Origin of the sequence: Streptomyces herbicida (genome assembly GCF_032656585.1) — a bacterium.
Lineage (GTDB): Bacteria > Actinomycetota > Actinomycetes > Streptomycetales > Streptomycetaceae > Streptomyces > Streptomyces herbicida.
In genome coordinates, this window is sequence record NZ_JAUYWJ010000002.1 from 255,087 (window position 1) to 268,826 (window position 13,740).

Genomic DNA, 13,740 nt, shown 5'->3' on the forward strand with positions numbered 1-13,740 from the left:
GTTGGGGGCGACGTCAGAACGTCGCCCCCAGCTTGCTGTGCAGCAGCATCAAGCTGCGGCCGCAGACACGATGCCCTCGATGGTCTGCATGTCCTTGTTGCCACCGAGGTAGCCGATGCCTCGGTGCAGATGGACGACCAGTGCCTTGGCAACGGCTTCGTCCGTGGGCTCCTCGCCATCGGTCAGACAGCGTTCCTTGAGCAACGCCAGGTAGATGTCGCCATATTGGCCAGCAAAGGTCTTCCACGTCATTTCGACGTTGGAATCAGTGACGATGTCCTTCACCAGCGGCGTGGAGGGGTCCTTGAGCGACAGTGCCAGAGCCCACCGGCACAGGACGTTCCACTGAGTAATACCTGTGGTGCGCTTCAGCCGTACGAGTCGGTCGCGCGCCGGCTGCGAGAGCCGGACTGTATCAAGCGACATGCTGCTCTCCTGTGTTCCACCAGTAGCCGGGCTCGACGGTGGTGGTAAACGTGGTGTCGTCGTGAACCAGGGTGTAGGTGTGGGCGATCGATTTCTTGAGTCGCCCGAGCAGGTGCTCGTCGATTTCCTCGTCGGTGGAGAGCAGCAGCACCTGGTGGCTCGCGTTCGGGAAGTAGCGCTCGACGAGGTGCTCGCGGTGGCGGCTGTCGAGTCGTCCGAGTGGAGTGTCGATGACGCTCGGCAGACGATTGCCCGCAACCTTCACGAGCCCCCACAGGAGAGAGACAGCGAGTAGCTGCCTCTCGCCGGCACTGAGGCGACCCGGGTCGATGGGCTCACCATCGGCATCCGACAAAGAAATCGTGAATCTGTCGGTGTCGATGCGAAGGTCCCGGATGAGCCCGTTCTTTCGCATCAGCTCGTTGAAACTCTGTAGAACGGCGACTTCAAGGCGGCTGATGTGGCGCTTGAGGAGCGCCCCGCCGAAACGCTCCAGGGTTCCTCGCGCCTTCTCGGAGTACGTGATGATGCGCTGGACTTCTTCAGCCCTGATCAAGGTCTTCACGCGCTCCTGGTGGCTGCGTTCCAGGGCATCACTGATGTTCGTTCGACGGCGCTTGAGTTCGGCGACCCGTTCCTCGGCACGCTCCACTGCGGCTCGAGCGACGGCCACGGCGTCCTGATGCTGGCCCCGTGCTGCCTGAAGTGCCGCCACCTTGCTCTTGGCAGGGACGCCCTCGAGCTGAAGCTTCAACTGATCCAGGTGCTCAGCGGCTTCAGCCGCTGCATGGAGCAGATCCTGAGCACGGGCGGTATCGCTCAGCAGAACCTGGTCGAGCGCCGACAGCTGAGAGAGTGCGTTATGCGGGAGATCGAAGTTGACCTCGAGCTTGGCAGTTTTCGTCCGCTTCTTCCGGTCCGCGTCTAGTTTCTTGAGTACCGCATCACGAGCTTGCGTGGGCACATCATCACCGAGCAGTTCGAGGATCCACTGATCGCGCTGCTCCAACACTCCCAGAACTTGGCCTGCTTGAGCAGCAGCCTGCTCACGTTCTGCCTGCGCGCGCACTTCGTCGAGCTGCTTGCCAAGCATCAGGAGGGGAAGCGGGCCCGCAGCGACATTCACGAGAGCTGCTCTGATATCGGCGAGCTGCTGGGCTACGCGATCCCGTTCACTCTCCAGTTCCTTTCGTCGCTCGAAGAGCGTGCCCCCCTCACTCTTGAAGGCAGCTTCGACTGCGGCAAGATCCTTTTTGGCCTTGTCAGACTGAGTACGTAGCCTGGACAATTCCTGATTAGCGACTTCGACGTCCCGATCCGCAGACTCAAACTCACGCTCTTGGTTTTGGATCTTGTCCAGTACCTCTTGGTCCTCACCTGACAGGCGCTGGCGCCGCTGAAGTGCGACCAGGTCGGCACGAAGCTGTTCCACTGTGCTGACGCCAAGGAGCGACTGGACCGCGGACTCGATCACGGAGGCCGCGCGCTCCGGGTCAGCGAGGGATTCGATCTTCTCGCCGTCGAAGAAGAAAAGGGAAGCAACTTCGAGTGGCAGCAGATCTTCGATGTGATCGGCCCAGTTCGCGCTCAGCACGGGACTGGGCTTGACTTCGGGCGTCACTGCACGACGACTGGACCTAGCCCTCTCACCGTAGGTCTCGTCGACGAAGACGGTGAGGAATTCCTTGACGGACTTTCCGCTCGTACGCCAGCTCCGTGCGACCCTGTAGTAGTGCTCCTGTCCCTCAACTGGAACCGTGAACTCAACGGTGATTCCAGCGCCTCGGGTGGAATCCGCCTTCCGGTTGATACTCTCCCGCAGGTACGTGTCATATGCCCGGTTGCCGCGCCCGCTGCAACGGGCTCGCGGACCGTACAGAACGAGCTGAATGGCATCGAGCAGAGTGGTCTTCCCACAACCGTTGAGCCCGCCGATCAGAATGATCGGGCGATTCTTCTTGGTCAGTAGGTTCAGGGTCTGCTTCCCGCTGTATGCCCCGAACTCTTCAAGGGTGATCTTATGCAGGAGCATCGGTGATGGTCTCTTCGTCCAGAGTCATGTAGGTCGGCGTGTCAACGCGGAGCTGCTGCTTACGTCGGGCGAACTCGACGGCATCGTCATGGTCGGCGTAATAACCCCTTGTGATGGTGTCTTCAAGGGCTTTGAAAAGACCTGCTCGTCGAGTCATGGTGCGGTAGCGACGCTCGACGGAAAGGAGTTCACGAACCATGGCAAAGTGGATTTCGTCACCGTCGCAGACCTCTTCGAGGATCTCCATCTCGTCGGCGCCCATGACGAGCTGATTATCGAGAGGATCGCCGGGAAAGTCCTCTCCCGTTTCCTCCTTGTAGATCCGAGGTAGGGAGTCCTCTACCTCATGCTTCTCGAAGACCCAGAGCCGACGGATCTCGTGAAGTTCGTCGAGTGTGATCAGCTCGATATTCTGCACATGCTCAGGAGCGTTGGCACGGATCCAGGTCTGGGCGGATAGGAGCTTGCGCACCCACTTCTCTCGGAAATCCTGACGGTACGGTCCGTGAATGGCCTCGCCATTGAACAGCTGGATCTTACCGTTCATGCGACGGAAGTCCCGAGCAGGCTTGTCTGGACGCGGGTACGGAACCTTCTTACCTGGAGGGAGTTCCGGGTCATCCTCGTCCTCGATGAACCCGAAGGGGGCATCTAGATCATTACGAAGCTCGAGGAGAGGCTCCATCCAGTCCTTCTCCTCGTCATTCTGGATCATCGCGGACATCGACTTGTCCTGCTCAACAAGCGTGCATGTCCAGCAACCGAAGCGACTGGAACCACAGGACGGTGTTGTCGAGTCGACGACCAGCGGGCACTCGCCGTCGCTGGAAGCGCCCTGGTACATCGTGAGGAGGTCCTTGTTGGAGTAGCCCCAAGGGTTGGGCTGCTGCATCAGGAATTCCCACACGTCGTCGTTGGTCCAGTCCTCAACAGGACTGTAGACGAGCGAGTTGGGCAGGTTGGCGTTCGGGGAGAGGCGGTCGCGCACTCGGCGCTTCTCGTGCTTCTCCATGGCACGTGCGCGAGCTTGGCTCTCAGCCTTACGGATACCAAGAACGAGGATCGCCTCGCCGTGCGCGGCGACGACTTCCCGAATGAAGGTATTCGACGGCTTGATCTTCAACCGCTCAGTGCACCAGCGGAACTTGGGGCGGGGTGCCGGGTAGCCGCGGCCGATGAGGTTGACCCAGAAGGTGTCTTTTATCTTGGGCGTCAGTCGGTGGGGCTCGATCGGCAGACCCTGCTCCTCAGCCGCGGCACCCATCGTTTCAAGGGACTGAGTGACCCATGCCGCGACGACGGGGTTCTCGACCAACGTGTCTGTGCTGATGACGTGCACCGGCTTGGTGCGCTGCTCCGCCGGCAGCGACTGCAAGGCAAGCCACACCAATTGGAGGACAGCCGTGGAGTCCTTGCCACCGCTATAACCAATCACCCAGGGAACCTCGTCCGCGGTGTAGAGCTCGCGGATCTCATCGGTCAGCTCCCCAGTAACCTCAGTGAGGGACCGCCCGCCGAAGGGCTTGCGCCGCACTGGCGTGATGGAGAGAGGAAGAGGGATGGTCATGCGTCGCCTCGCAGGTACGCGTCTTCAACTCGCTGCTCTTCAGGGCTGAGGCTGAGGCCGAGATGGTGACGCAGATAGTTCACGGTAAGGGTTACGTTCTGATGACTCTTGGAAACACGCCCGCCGACGATTGCCCGCCCTTCCCAGTCGCCATTTGACCGCGACCAGTCCACCGCTTTGAGTGGGGCCAGGCGCTTCTTCCATTTCGCCACACTCGTTGATTCGCGAAACAAGGAATTGCCGATGCGCCCCAGAGCGTGCAACGCGATTCCGTGGCTATGGATATAGTCTCGCCGCATCTCCGAAGCGGAGAGCTCCCGCGTTCTCACCATCTCCCATTCAGGGATGGCCGCATCGATGGTCTCCCAGTACGCCTGAGCAAGCTCAGTGGCTTCGTCCGGCTTCAAGTCGAGGCCCTGGAGCAGCGCCTGACTGCCGTAGTAGAGCGCGCTGAGTGTGAACATCTTGCGTGACCTGGCGGAGAGGTTGCTCTTCTCCATCTCGACGTAGCCCTTGAAGACGTGCGAGCGCAGTGACAGGAGCCGGGCGAGCTTGGCCTCCTCGTCACGGTGGTCGTACAGGACGCCGATGGAGCGGGCCGGGCGGACGGCATGCCGGTTGAGGTCGGCGAACATCTGCTGGCTCCGGGCGAGCCCCGCATCATGGAAGAAGACCACCGCGATGGTCTCGTCTCCCAGATCGGGATTCTCCTTCAGCGCCTGCTCGATGGCGGCGCGGCGATGCTGGCCGTCGTTGATCAGGAACCTGGCATCCATGGGGATGTGGAGCTGCCCCGTGCGCATGCCGGGTCCTTCTGTGGCATGCCCCTCGAAGTCCATGTCTCCGTCAACTGATGCCGTGAGCGCACTGAAGACGTAGTCGTCCGGATTGTCCAGGATGTACTTCGTCAGAGCAGGGAGCCGCCCCTTGTTGAGGACGCGCTGGGCACGCATCTCAGGAGTGAGCTCGTCCTCGTCGAGGTGGAAGATCCTCGGGATCAGGCGCAGGGGGCACATCGAGACGTAGAACTCGCGTCCCGCCTGGATCCCGCGGATGGCGGGGAACGTGTACTCGAAGCCGGCGGAGGTCCTGGGACTGACGATCTTGGCCGCTGCTTGGGTCTGCACTTCGGCAACTCTAGCGCAAGTACGTCAGCTATTTAACGTACACACCAAGGATCGCTTGCGTGCGACACGCCCAGACTGACGTACGGGTGCCATCGAAGGATAGGGGGCAGTCCGCTGCCCATGCCCCCGGGGAAGGTGTCGGGCTGAGTCGGTGTTGACGTTCACGGGGCGTGCGACAGACGCTGCCCGCTAACGTGTGTACGTTAACGACTTGACGTACAAGCTCGCTGAGGATCAGCAAGGTTGGTGGATCGCTGTGGTGGCGTACCTCGATGTGGCAGCAACGACTCGTGTCGACCCCCGGGTGGCGGACGTGGTGCTCCACTGGATGACGGAAGATTTCGGCAATGCGGGGAGCCGCACCCACGAGTACGGTCTGCGGGCGAAGAGGGCGGTGCAGGAAGCCCGGGAGTTCCTCGCCAGCACCGTCGGAGCCAAAGCGAAAGATCTGATCTTCACAAGCGGTGCGACTGAGTCCAACAACATTGCCCTGCTGGGGCTCGCAGCGTACGGCGAAGAGTCCGGGCGACGGCACATCATCACATCCGCCATTGAGCATAAGGCGGTCATCGAACCCCTCCTCCATCTCCAGAGCCGAGGATTCGAGGTCGACTTCCTGGAGCCTGGTCCCTCGGGACGGATCTCCAAGGAAGCTGTGCTGGAGAGGCTGCGCCCCGACACGCTCCTCGTGTCCTTGATGCACGTGAACAACGAGACGGGCGTCATCCAGCCAGTAGCGGAGCTGGCGGAGGAGTTGCGGAAGACACAGACCTATCTGCATGTGGACGCGGCTCAGGGATACGCCAAGGTCCCGCAAGACTTGAAGGCACCCATCGACATGATCAGCATCAGCGGCCATAAGATCGGGGCGCCGAAGGGCGTGGGCGCACTCGTGATCCGACGGCGGGGCTGGGACAAAGTACCGCTGCAGCCGATCATGTTCGGCGGCGGTCAGGAGCGAAAGCTCCGTCCCGGAACGTTGCCTGTTCCTCTGATCATGGGGCTCCTGGAAGCAGCGAAGATCTTCCATGCTGAGCATGCGAGCTGGGAGCGGCAAGCCAGGGCTATGCGGGAAGAGCTCCTCACCGCACTTAGCCGCACTCGTTTCCGGATCAACGGGGATGCGGACCATTCCGTGCCGCACATCCTCAACGTGTCCTTCGACGGCCAGGACGCTGAGAGGCTGATCGTTCGACTGAAGGATCAGGTGGCAGTCGCGACGGGATCGGCGTGCACGAGCGCTTCATACACGCCAAGTCACGTACTGACTGCAATGGGGCTGCCGGAGGAAGTGGCAACGAACGGGCTGCGCTTCTCGTGGTTCCCCAGCGAAGCTCCCAGCTTCGATGCCGAACAGCTTGCCAAGACGATCGCGGAGATTCAGGCCGAAGCTTTGTGAGCGGAGGTGCTATCCCGCAGTGCGGCGCACCAGGCGGTGACCGCGTAGCTCCCGGCCGCACCGGATCAGCTCAGCCTCCCAGCCGTTCTCGGTACCGATGAGGTGTGGGTGCTCGTACAGGCCCGCCCTCAGCTCGGATTCTGTGAGTCGCCGGTATCGGGGAACATCAGGATCGTCTTGAGCCAGGAACTCGTGCTTCCGATGGAGCAGGGGGCGGTTCGTCGAGTTCGCGTACGACGTGTGCGAAGTCGCCAGCGTCTGTAGATCAACGTGGTAGGAGGACAGGATCCGCGGGTGCGGATCCTTGTCGAAGTCCGGATAGTCGAGCCAACTTGCGGCGCGGCCTTGGTGCTTGAGCTTCACGATCGTCCACTCCTGCGGTCGGCCGGCCGCGATCGAGGCGCAGTGTTCGTAGAGGCGGAGCACTGTCGGCATGTGGTCGACGGCGCGCCGGTGTACGTACAAGGCCGTGGGAGTCAGCTTGCCGACGGCTGAGGCATTCATCGCGCCGCGGATGTAGGTGTCGTCGCGGAGCTTGAGGAGAAGCCGGTCAGAGCGTTGGCACGCTTCCTTGTACGACGAGAAGAAGCTACGCACATCGAGCTGAACGTTGAAGGGGAGGCTGCTGAAGGGGCCTCGCCTGTGGAACAACTCAACGGCGAGGAAGAGCAGCGTGTTGAGCGTTGTCCGCTTGGCCCCTTCCGAGATCTTCTCGGGGTCGGCGGAGTCGCGGACGAGACGCCTGAGCTCGTTCGGCTTCATGTGGGCAAGAAGCTCCGCTACCGGACGTGGCATCTCCTCGACGCGGGGCTGGCGTCCTCGCCGCTCTACGTGATCGATAACGGCGGCGATAGCCGACGTAGTGTCTTCAGAGGCCAACCATTCAGCATCTGGGACGATGCGCTGGGCCAGGTAGCTGAGCCGCGCCGAGTCGTCTTTGAAGGCGTAAACGACGCCGGGGGACGCTGAGACGCAACGGGTGCCGGTGACTTCCTCGACGTAATCTCTCAGCTCGCTGGCCCCAAAGAGGTGCTGGAAGGTCTGCCGACTGGTAATGAGACCGTCACCGAACTCCTGCCCCCGAACCTTGGACTTCTCCCAGGTGAGTCGCGCGGAGACGATGAGGACGGTGTTAGCCAACTGCCACGCTTGCATCAGGGTGTGGCGGCGCTCCGCGGGATCCTCGATGACGTTGAGCACGTAGGTGAGGAGCACGACGTCGGCCCGCTCCAGCTTCGTCTCTGACCGGTAGTACGGATCCCAACCCGTGACCCGGCAATCGAGCCGCTCGAGTGCGCGCACGTCGTCGCCTCGCCCGCAGCCGTAGTCGAGGATCGTCCGCTCCGGAATGAGCTGTCGGTCTGCAAGCGCTTGGCGAGCGGGGACGGAGAGTGCAGCGCGTCCGATTGCAGTGAGACGGCGTTCGCTGTTCCAGGTCTGCTGCATGGCGTCCTCGCATTTGCGGGGAGTTGGGATGGTCGCAGAGTAGTAGCCGACAGATCAGCACGGGGGGCAATCGCTAGCTCATCAGCTGATCGGGGGGCGGGCTGGCGCGGCAGCTGAGCTCAAGGAGCTTCCCCTGACTTCCTTCGACCTGCGGTTCCTACGACAGCGGTGTGCCGCTGAGTCGAGTGAGCGCTGTGCGCTGCTCGGCGATCGTCAGGTCACGACTTCAATGTGCGTCTCGCGGCGGGCAGGCTGGCGAGGACTCACGGTGAGATAGCTGAGGATGTAACCCGCCGCATCGGGGGCAGTTGCTGCAGATGCCTTGGGGCAGGTATTGACCGCTACCGTGGCGCAGTTGCGCTCTTGACCAAGGTCCACGAGGGCTGTTCCGCTAGGGAAGTTGGGGCGTCGGACTCGGGGGTTGCCTTCGTGACCAGGTCGGTTTTCGGTGTGTGGTGTCTCGTCAGCGGCACCGGGGTGGAATCGGCCGCTCCCGCGGTCGCTGGAGACCGCGCGTGAGACTCCGGCGCGGGATCGCGATCGCCGTCGTCGCCGGCGGAAGCGCCATGACCACGCTGCTGGTCGGGCTCGTTACGAACGCCGCTTCCGATGAGTCTCGGTGGCCCGGCTGGCTGGGATGGTTACAGGAGCACGCCTGGTTCTCGTTTGTCGTGCTGGGCGTGGCGTTGGCGGGGCTGACGGCCCTGCTCACCGCTCTGTCGGAGACGCGGTATCCGGTACGGCCGCCGGCACCACCCGGGCGAGCAGAAGATGGAGCGGGGCCACCAGGAGCCGCCCAGGTGCTGCGTTCGTTGCCGCGCGACACCGCCGCGTTCACCGACCGGGCCGCGGAGCTGGAGCGGCTGGTGAGCTCGGTGCGGGCCTCACAGGAGCGTGGTGAGGGGCTGCCGGTTCACGTGATCGACGGCATGCCAGGCGTCGGCAAGACCACCTTCGCCGTGCACGCCGGCCACCTGCTCTCCGAGCGGTTCCCCGACGGCCAGCTCTTCGTGAACCTCAACGGGCACACGCCGGGACGTACTCCGGTGCAGGCCGGCGAGGCGCTCGCTGCGCTTCTCGCGGCCGCCGGCGTGGCGACGCAGCAGATTCCCGTCGGTGATGACGTCGGAGCGGTCACGGAGGCCCGGGCCGCCATGTGGCGGAGCAGGCTCGCGGGCAAGAAGGCTCTGCTGATTCTCGACAATGCCGCCAGCTACCGGCAGCTGGAGCCGCTGCTCCCTGGTGGGAGCGGGTGCCTAGTGTTGGTGACCAGCCGCAAGCGGCTGGTGGCGAACGAGGAGGTGGTCATGTCGGTGGACGCACTGCCGCCGGATCACGCGGTCGACCTCTTCGTGCGGCTCAGTGGGCGGCCGGCCGACGCTCTCGGCCGGGATGTGGCGGAGGAGCTGGTGCGGCTGTGCGGGTGTCTGCCGCTGGGGGTGTCGCTGCTCGCGGCACGGCTGCGGCACCATCCGTCCTGGACCGCCGAGGACCTGCGCGGGCGACTGGTGGCGGCACGGGACCGCCTGGGAGAGCTACGCGCCGGCGAACGAGCCGTCACCGCGACGTTCGATCTCTCCTACCGGGACCTCGCGCCGGAGCGGCAGCGCTTCTTCCGACAGCTCGGCTTCTTCCCGGGCACCGATCTCGACGCGCACGTCGGTGCGGCACTTGGTGAGGTCTCGGTCGTGGTGGCTCGTCTGCACCTTGAGGCGCTCTACGACGACCACCTGATCGACGAGCACCCGGGGAGTCGCTACCGGCTGCACGATCTCTTGCGCGACTACGCTCGCGGTCTCGCCGCTGAGGGAGACAGCATGGACCACGCACAGGCCGTCCAGCGTGTGTGCACCTACTACCTGGCCGCTCTCGCCGTCGCGAACGAGCACATCGTGCGCAGCGGAGCCGCAGTGCCACCGGCGCCGGACGGCGCCTCGCGGGTGGAGACCCCGGTCCTGGAGTCGCGGGCGGATGCCCTGAGCTGGCTGGAGACCGAGCGGGCCAACATCCTCGCCTGCGTCCGGCGGGCGAACGGCCTCGCCCTGTACGACCTCGTGGTCCGGCTCGCCGCGGCCATGGCGCCCTTCCTGCGCCAGGCCGGCCCCTGGGACCAGGCCGTAGGGCTCCACCGGACCGCCGCCGAGGCCGCCCGCCACACCGGCGACCAGCGGGCCCGGGGCGACGCTCTCGCCGAACTCGGCGTCGTACGCCGCTTCATGGCTGCCTATCCACAGGCGATCGAGGCCCTCAACGACGCGGTGACGGCGTACGAAGCGGTCGACGAACGGCGTGGCAAGGCGGAAGCTCTGAACCAGCTCGGCATCGTCTGGTACCTGACAGCGGACAACGAGGACGCGGCCCGCGCCCAAGCCGAGGCCCTCGCCCTCTACCGTGAGCTGGGATACCGGCTCGGACAGGCGAACGCGCTCGCCGATCTCGGCATGACACACCGCCAGTTGAGCCGATTCGACGCGGCGGTGGAGGCGCAGAGCGAGGCCCTGACGATCTACCGAGAACTCGGCGACCGGTACGGGGAAGCGAACTCCCTGCGAGACCTGGGCGTCGTGCACTGCCTCATGGGCGCGTACGACCTGGCCGCGCGGCATCACCAGGAAGCGTTCGACATCTACCTGGAGCTGGACGACCGAGTTCACCAGGCTTACGCGCTGAACGAGTTGGGCGTCGTCCGACGGCTGACCGGAGACATCGAGGGAGCGCGGACGGCACACAGCCAGGCCCTGACGCACTTCACTGAGCTCGGTGAACGGTTCGGCCGCGCGAACAGCGTCCGCCACCTTGGCGTCGTGGACCGCATTTCCGGGGATGCGACAGAGGCGATCCGGCTTCTGGAGGAGGCCCTGGACGCCTACCGCGAGCTCGGCAGCCGCGGGGGTGAGGCCGCCTCGCTAAGCGAGCTGGGCGTGGCGCGCGGCATCGTCGGTGAGCGCGACGGCGCGATCGAGGCGTTCCAACGCGGTTTGGAGATCCTGCGGGGCCTGGGCGACCGGTGCGGCGAGGCAGAGATACTGAACCACTGGGGGATGCTGCTGTTCACCTCCGATGAGCCGACGGCCGCCCGTGGGTACTTTGGTCAGGCGCTCACACTCGCGCGGGACATCCGCTGCCCGCTGGAGGAGGCGAAGGCGCTGGAGGGCATCGGCCGCTGCGACTGGACGGTTGACGGGCCTGGTCACGGCGTGGGCTCGCTGCGAGCCGCCGTGACCGTGTACCGGCGGTTGGGAGTGAGCGCGGCCGTGGACGACATCGAACGGTTGCTGGTGTCGCGGTCCGGCTGACGCCGACCATGTGGCCGAATTTCCTGTGCCAGGCGGGTCGTTGAGGATGCTACGTTTCCGGCTGATCTGTCGCTTCAGCCCCGTCGCACCGTGCCGCCTCCGGCATGTACCTCACGAGGAGCGTTGAATGCCGTCACCCGCGTCCGTCACCGAGCCACGCACCATCACGCCCGTCGGCCCGGCATCCGCAGAGCCGACGGCGGCCGGCACCGCCGTCCTGGACCGCGTGGCCGCCCGTGTCCGGCAGCGGCTGGAGGCCGAGGAGGGCGCGACGGGCCGGGTCGGTGACGGTGCCCACGCGGCCTCGCTCATCTGGCCCTGGCCGCTGTAAGCACATCCGCTCGATGACAGAACCCGAAGGCCCCGTTCCTTTCCGGACGTTCATCCTCAAGGTCGCCAACCGCTGCAACATCGACTGCGACTACTGCTTCGTCTTCAACTCCCAGGACCAGGCGGCGCGGCGCCTCCCCGCACGAATGGACCTCGCTGTGGCACGGGCTGCGGCCCGGCGGATCGGTGAGCACGCCACCGCGCACGGCCTTCGGACCATCCACGTCGTACTGCACGGCGGGGAGCCGCTTCTCGTCGGCGTCGGGCACATGGCTGGCCTGCTGGAGGCCGTCCGGGACTGTGCGCCGGCCGGGACCCGGGTCCTCTTCGAGCTCCAGACCAACGGGACTCTTCTGTCCGGTGCCTGGCTGGACCTCTTCGAGCGGTACGAGGTTGCGGTCGGCATCAGCCTCGACGGACCGCCACGTGCGAATGACCGGCACCGGCTGACCCACGCCGGGCGGTCGAGCGCCGCCTCCGCCGTGCGCGGCATCGAACTCCTGCGGTCGCGGCCACACCTGTTCGCGGGGTTGCTCGCCGTCGTAGACCTGGCCAACGACCCCGTGGAGGTCCACGACTACCTGGCGGCGTTCGAACCGCCCGTGATCGACTTCGGCCTGCCGCACGCGACCCACGACGACCCGCCGCACCGCGCCGACCCGAGCGTGCCCGAGTACGGGCTGTGGATGAGCAGGGTGTACGACGCCTGGCTCGCCCGGCCCGAGTACGGGCACAGCGTCCGGATGCTGGAGGACATCGTGGCCCTCAGCTCTGGCGTGCGCGGCTCGGTGGAGACGCTCGGCCTGGCCCCGCCGACAAGCGTCGTGATCGAGTCCGACGGCTCCATCGAGGCCGTGGACACCCTGCGGTCCGTCGAGGAGGGGGCTTCCTGGCTCGGGCTCGACGTCCTCCGCCACTCCTTGGACGAAGCACTGTCGCATCCAAAGCTGCTGCACCGGCAGCACGGCAAGGAAGCGCTCGCCGAGCAGTGCCGCGCCTGCCCGCTCGTGGACGTGTGCGGCGGTGGCTACCTCCCGCACCGTTACAGCGCAGCCCAGGGCTACCGGAACCCGTCCGTCTACTGCGCGGACCTGGAGCACCTCATCCGACACGTCCAGGGCTCCCTGCGGCAGCACGGCTGGAACCCGTATGCGCAGGCCGCCTCGTCGTCGTAGGTGCGTGTGCCGTACCGCCACGGGGGATCACGCGTTGGATCGAACGAGTGCAGCAGCGACCGAAGCTACCGAGGAACGACAGGAGGCGCCAATGAGTGTGACGATCCGCCCTGCGGAGAAGCGGGACGTCCCAGCCGTGGCCGAGCTGATCGAGGAGATCGAGCGGTTCTACGGCGCGACGGACACCAGTATCCAGCCGCTAGAGGAACGCCGAAGCCAGGTCGAGGAGGCGCTGTTCGGGTCGCCGCCGCTGGCCGCCGCGCTGCTCGTCGAGGACGAGACCGGGGACATCATCGGACTCGCCGCCTACTCGTTCCTCTGGCCGGCCGCCGGCTCCTCGCACTCCCTGTTCCTCAAGGAGCTTTACGTCCGTGACACGCTCCGACGGCAGGGCATCGGTGCTCGCCTCATGGACGAACTCCGTGCCATCGCTGCGGCGCGCCCCGGGTGCAGCCGCGTGGAGTGGATGACCGACAGCGACAACCCGGGTGCTCGAGCCTTCTACAAGTCTCTCGGGTTCGCCGAGTTCGACGGGAAGATCGTCTATCGGGTCGACTCCGGCACCGCGTGAGGGTGGTACGAGACCAGTGGATGAAGAGCGCTGCGAGGAGTGCGGCAGCAAGATCGTAATCGGGCTCGGATGCGAATGTCCGCCGGGTCCGTCCTCGTCGGCGTCCCCGCGTTCTGTAGGCACATCCGTGAAGAGGGAATGGCTTACTCACCCGGATGACACGATCCTGATCTCCCCGGCGCAGTGCGCGCACAGGCCCGGCTGGTGCGACCACATGACCGAGGACGACGTACGACCCCCGCGGTGGGGGTGGATCCCAAATCCTCAGCCTGGGCTCTGGGAGCGGTTGAGCGGCGCTTCTCCGGCGACCGCCACCGCGGGCAATCCGAGGCGACGGGCCGTGCGGCGGTGCACCGACTGTGAGGCGAACC

At 65.1% G+C, this 13,740-nt stretch carries 10 protein-coding genes; 5 read left to right on the plus strand and 5 right to left on the minus strand.

What is annotated here, in order from left to right:
• Positions 1–48: 48 nt before the first annotated feature.
• Genes dndE through dndB form a run of 4 tightly spaced genes read right to left on the minus strand, consistent with a single transcriptional unit; the run spans position 49 to position 5,152 of the window.
• Positions 49–426 carry a DNA sulfur modification protein DndE gene (dndE, locus tag Q8A52_RS04860; protein WP_316749183.1) on the minus strand — a complete coding sequence of 126 codons (378 nt, stop codon included), beginning with the start codon at positions 424–426 and terminating at the stop codon, positions 49–51.
• Entirely contained in the window at positions 416–2,458 is a 2,043-nt protein-coding gene (gene dndD / locus Q8A52_RS04865) for a DNA sulfur modification protein DndD (RefSeq protein WP_316749185.1), read from the minus strand. The genes dndE and dndD overlap by 11 nt, the downstream gene beginning before the upstream one ends.
• Positions 2,445–4,025 (minus strand): DNA phosphorothioation system sulfurtransferase DndC, encoded by a 1,581-nt coding sequence (gene dndC, locus Q8A52_RS04870; RefSeq protein ID WP_316749187.1) that lies wholly within the window; start codon positions 4,023–4,025, stop codon positions 2,445–2,447. The genes dndD and dndC overlap by 14 nt, the downstream gene beginning before the upstream one ends.
• On the minus strand, positions 4,022–5,152 hold the full coding sequence (dndB, locus tag Q8A52_RS04875; RefSeq protein ID WP_316749189.1) for a DNA sulfur modification protein DndB: 1,131 nt from the start codon (positions 5,150–5,152) through the stop codon (positions 4,022–4,024). The genes dndC and dndB overlap by 4 nt, the downstream gene beginning before the upstream one ends.
• A gap of 211 nt (positions 5,153–5,363) precedes the next feature.
• Here dndB and dndA point away from each other — a divergent pair, with 211 nt between their 5' ends.
• Entirely contained in the window at positions 5,364–6,551 is a 1,188-nt protein-coding gene (dndA, locus tag Q8A52_RS04880) for a cysteine desulfurase DndA (RefSeq protein ID WP_316749191.1), read from the plus strand.
• 9 nt (positions 6,552–6,560) lie between these two features.
• On the opposite strand, the gene Q8A52_RS04885 is transcribed toward dndA, so the two are convergent.
• Positions 6,561–7,997 carry a DNA phosphorothioation-associated putative methyltransferase gene (locus Q8A52_RS04885; protein ID WP_316749194.1) on the minus strand — a complete coding sequence of 479 codons (1,437 nt, stop codon included), beginning with the start codon at positions 7,995–7,997 and terminating at the stop codon, positions 6,561–6,563.
• Positions 7,998–8,512: 515 nt separating this feature from the next.
• On the opposite strand from Q8A52_RS04885, the gene haaT reads away from it, so the two are divergent.
• The 4 genes from haaT to haaN all read left to right on the plus strand — a co-directional run bounded on the left by haaT (position 8,513) and on the right by haaN (position 13,369).
• Positions 8,513–11,293 carry a cyclophane-containing RiPP biosynthesis TPR protein HaaT gene (gene haaT / locus Q8A52_RS04890; protein ID WP_316749196.1) on the plus strand — a complete coding sequence of 927 codons (2,781 nt, stop codon included), beginning with the start codon at positions 8,513–8,515 and terminating at the stop codon, positions 11,291–11,293.
• A 127-nt stretch (positions 11,294–11,420) separates the two neighbouring features.
• On the plus strand, positions 11,421–11,624 hold the full coding sequence (haaA, locus tag Q8A52_RS04895; RefSeq protein WP_316749198.1) for a HaaA family cyclophane-containing RiPP peptide: 204 nt from the start codon (positions 11,421–11,423) through the stop codon (positions 11,622–11,624).
• Positions 11,625–11,637: 13 nt separating this feature from the next.
• Positions 11,638–12,798 carry an FxsB family cyclophane-forming radical SAM/SPASM peptide maturase gene (locus Q8A52_RS04900; protein WP_316749200.1) on the plus strand — a complete coding sequence of 387 codons (1,161 nt, stop codon included), beginning with the start codon at positions 11,638–11,640 and terminating at the stop codon, positions 12,796–12,798.
• 91 nt (positions 12,799–12,889) lie between these two features.
• A complete protein-coding gene (haaN, locus tag Q8A52_RS04905) occupies positions 12,890–13,369 on the plus strand; it encodes a cyclophane-containing RiPP N-acetyltransferase HaaN (RefSeq protein WP_316749202.1) in 480 nt (159 codons plus the stop codon).
• Positions 13,370–13,740: the final 371 nt, after the last annotated feature.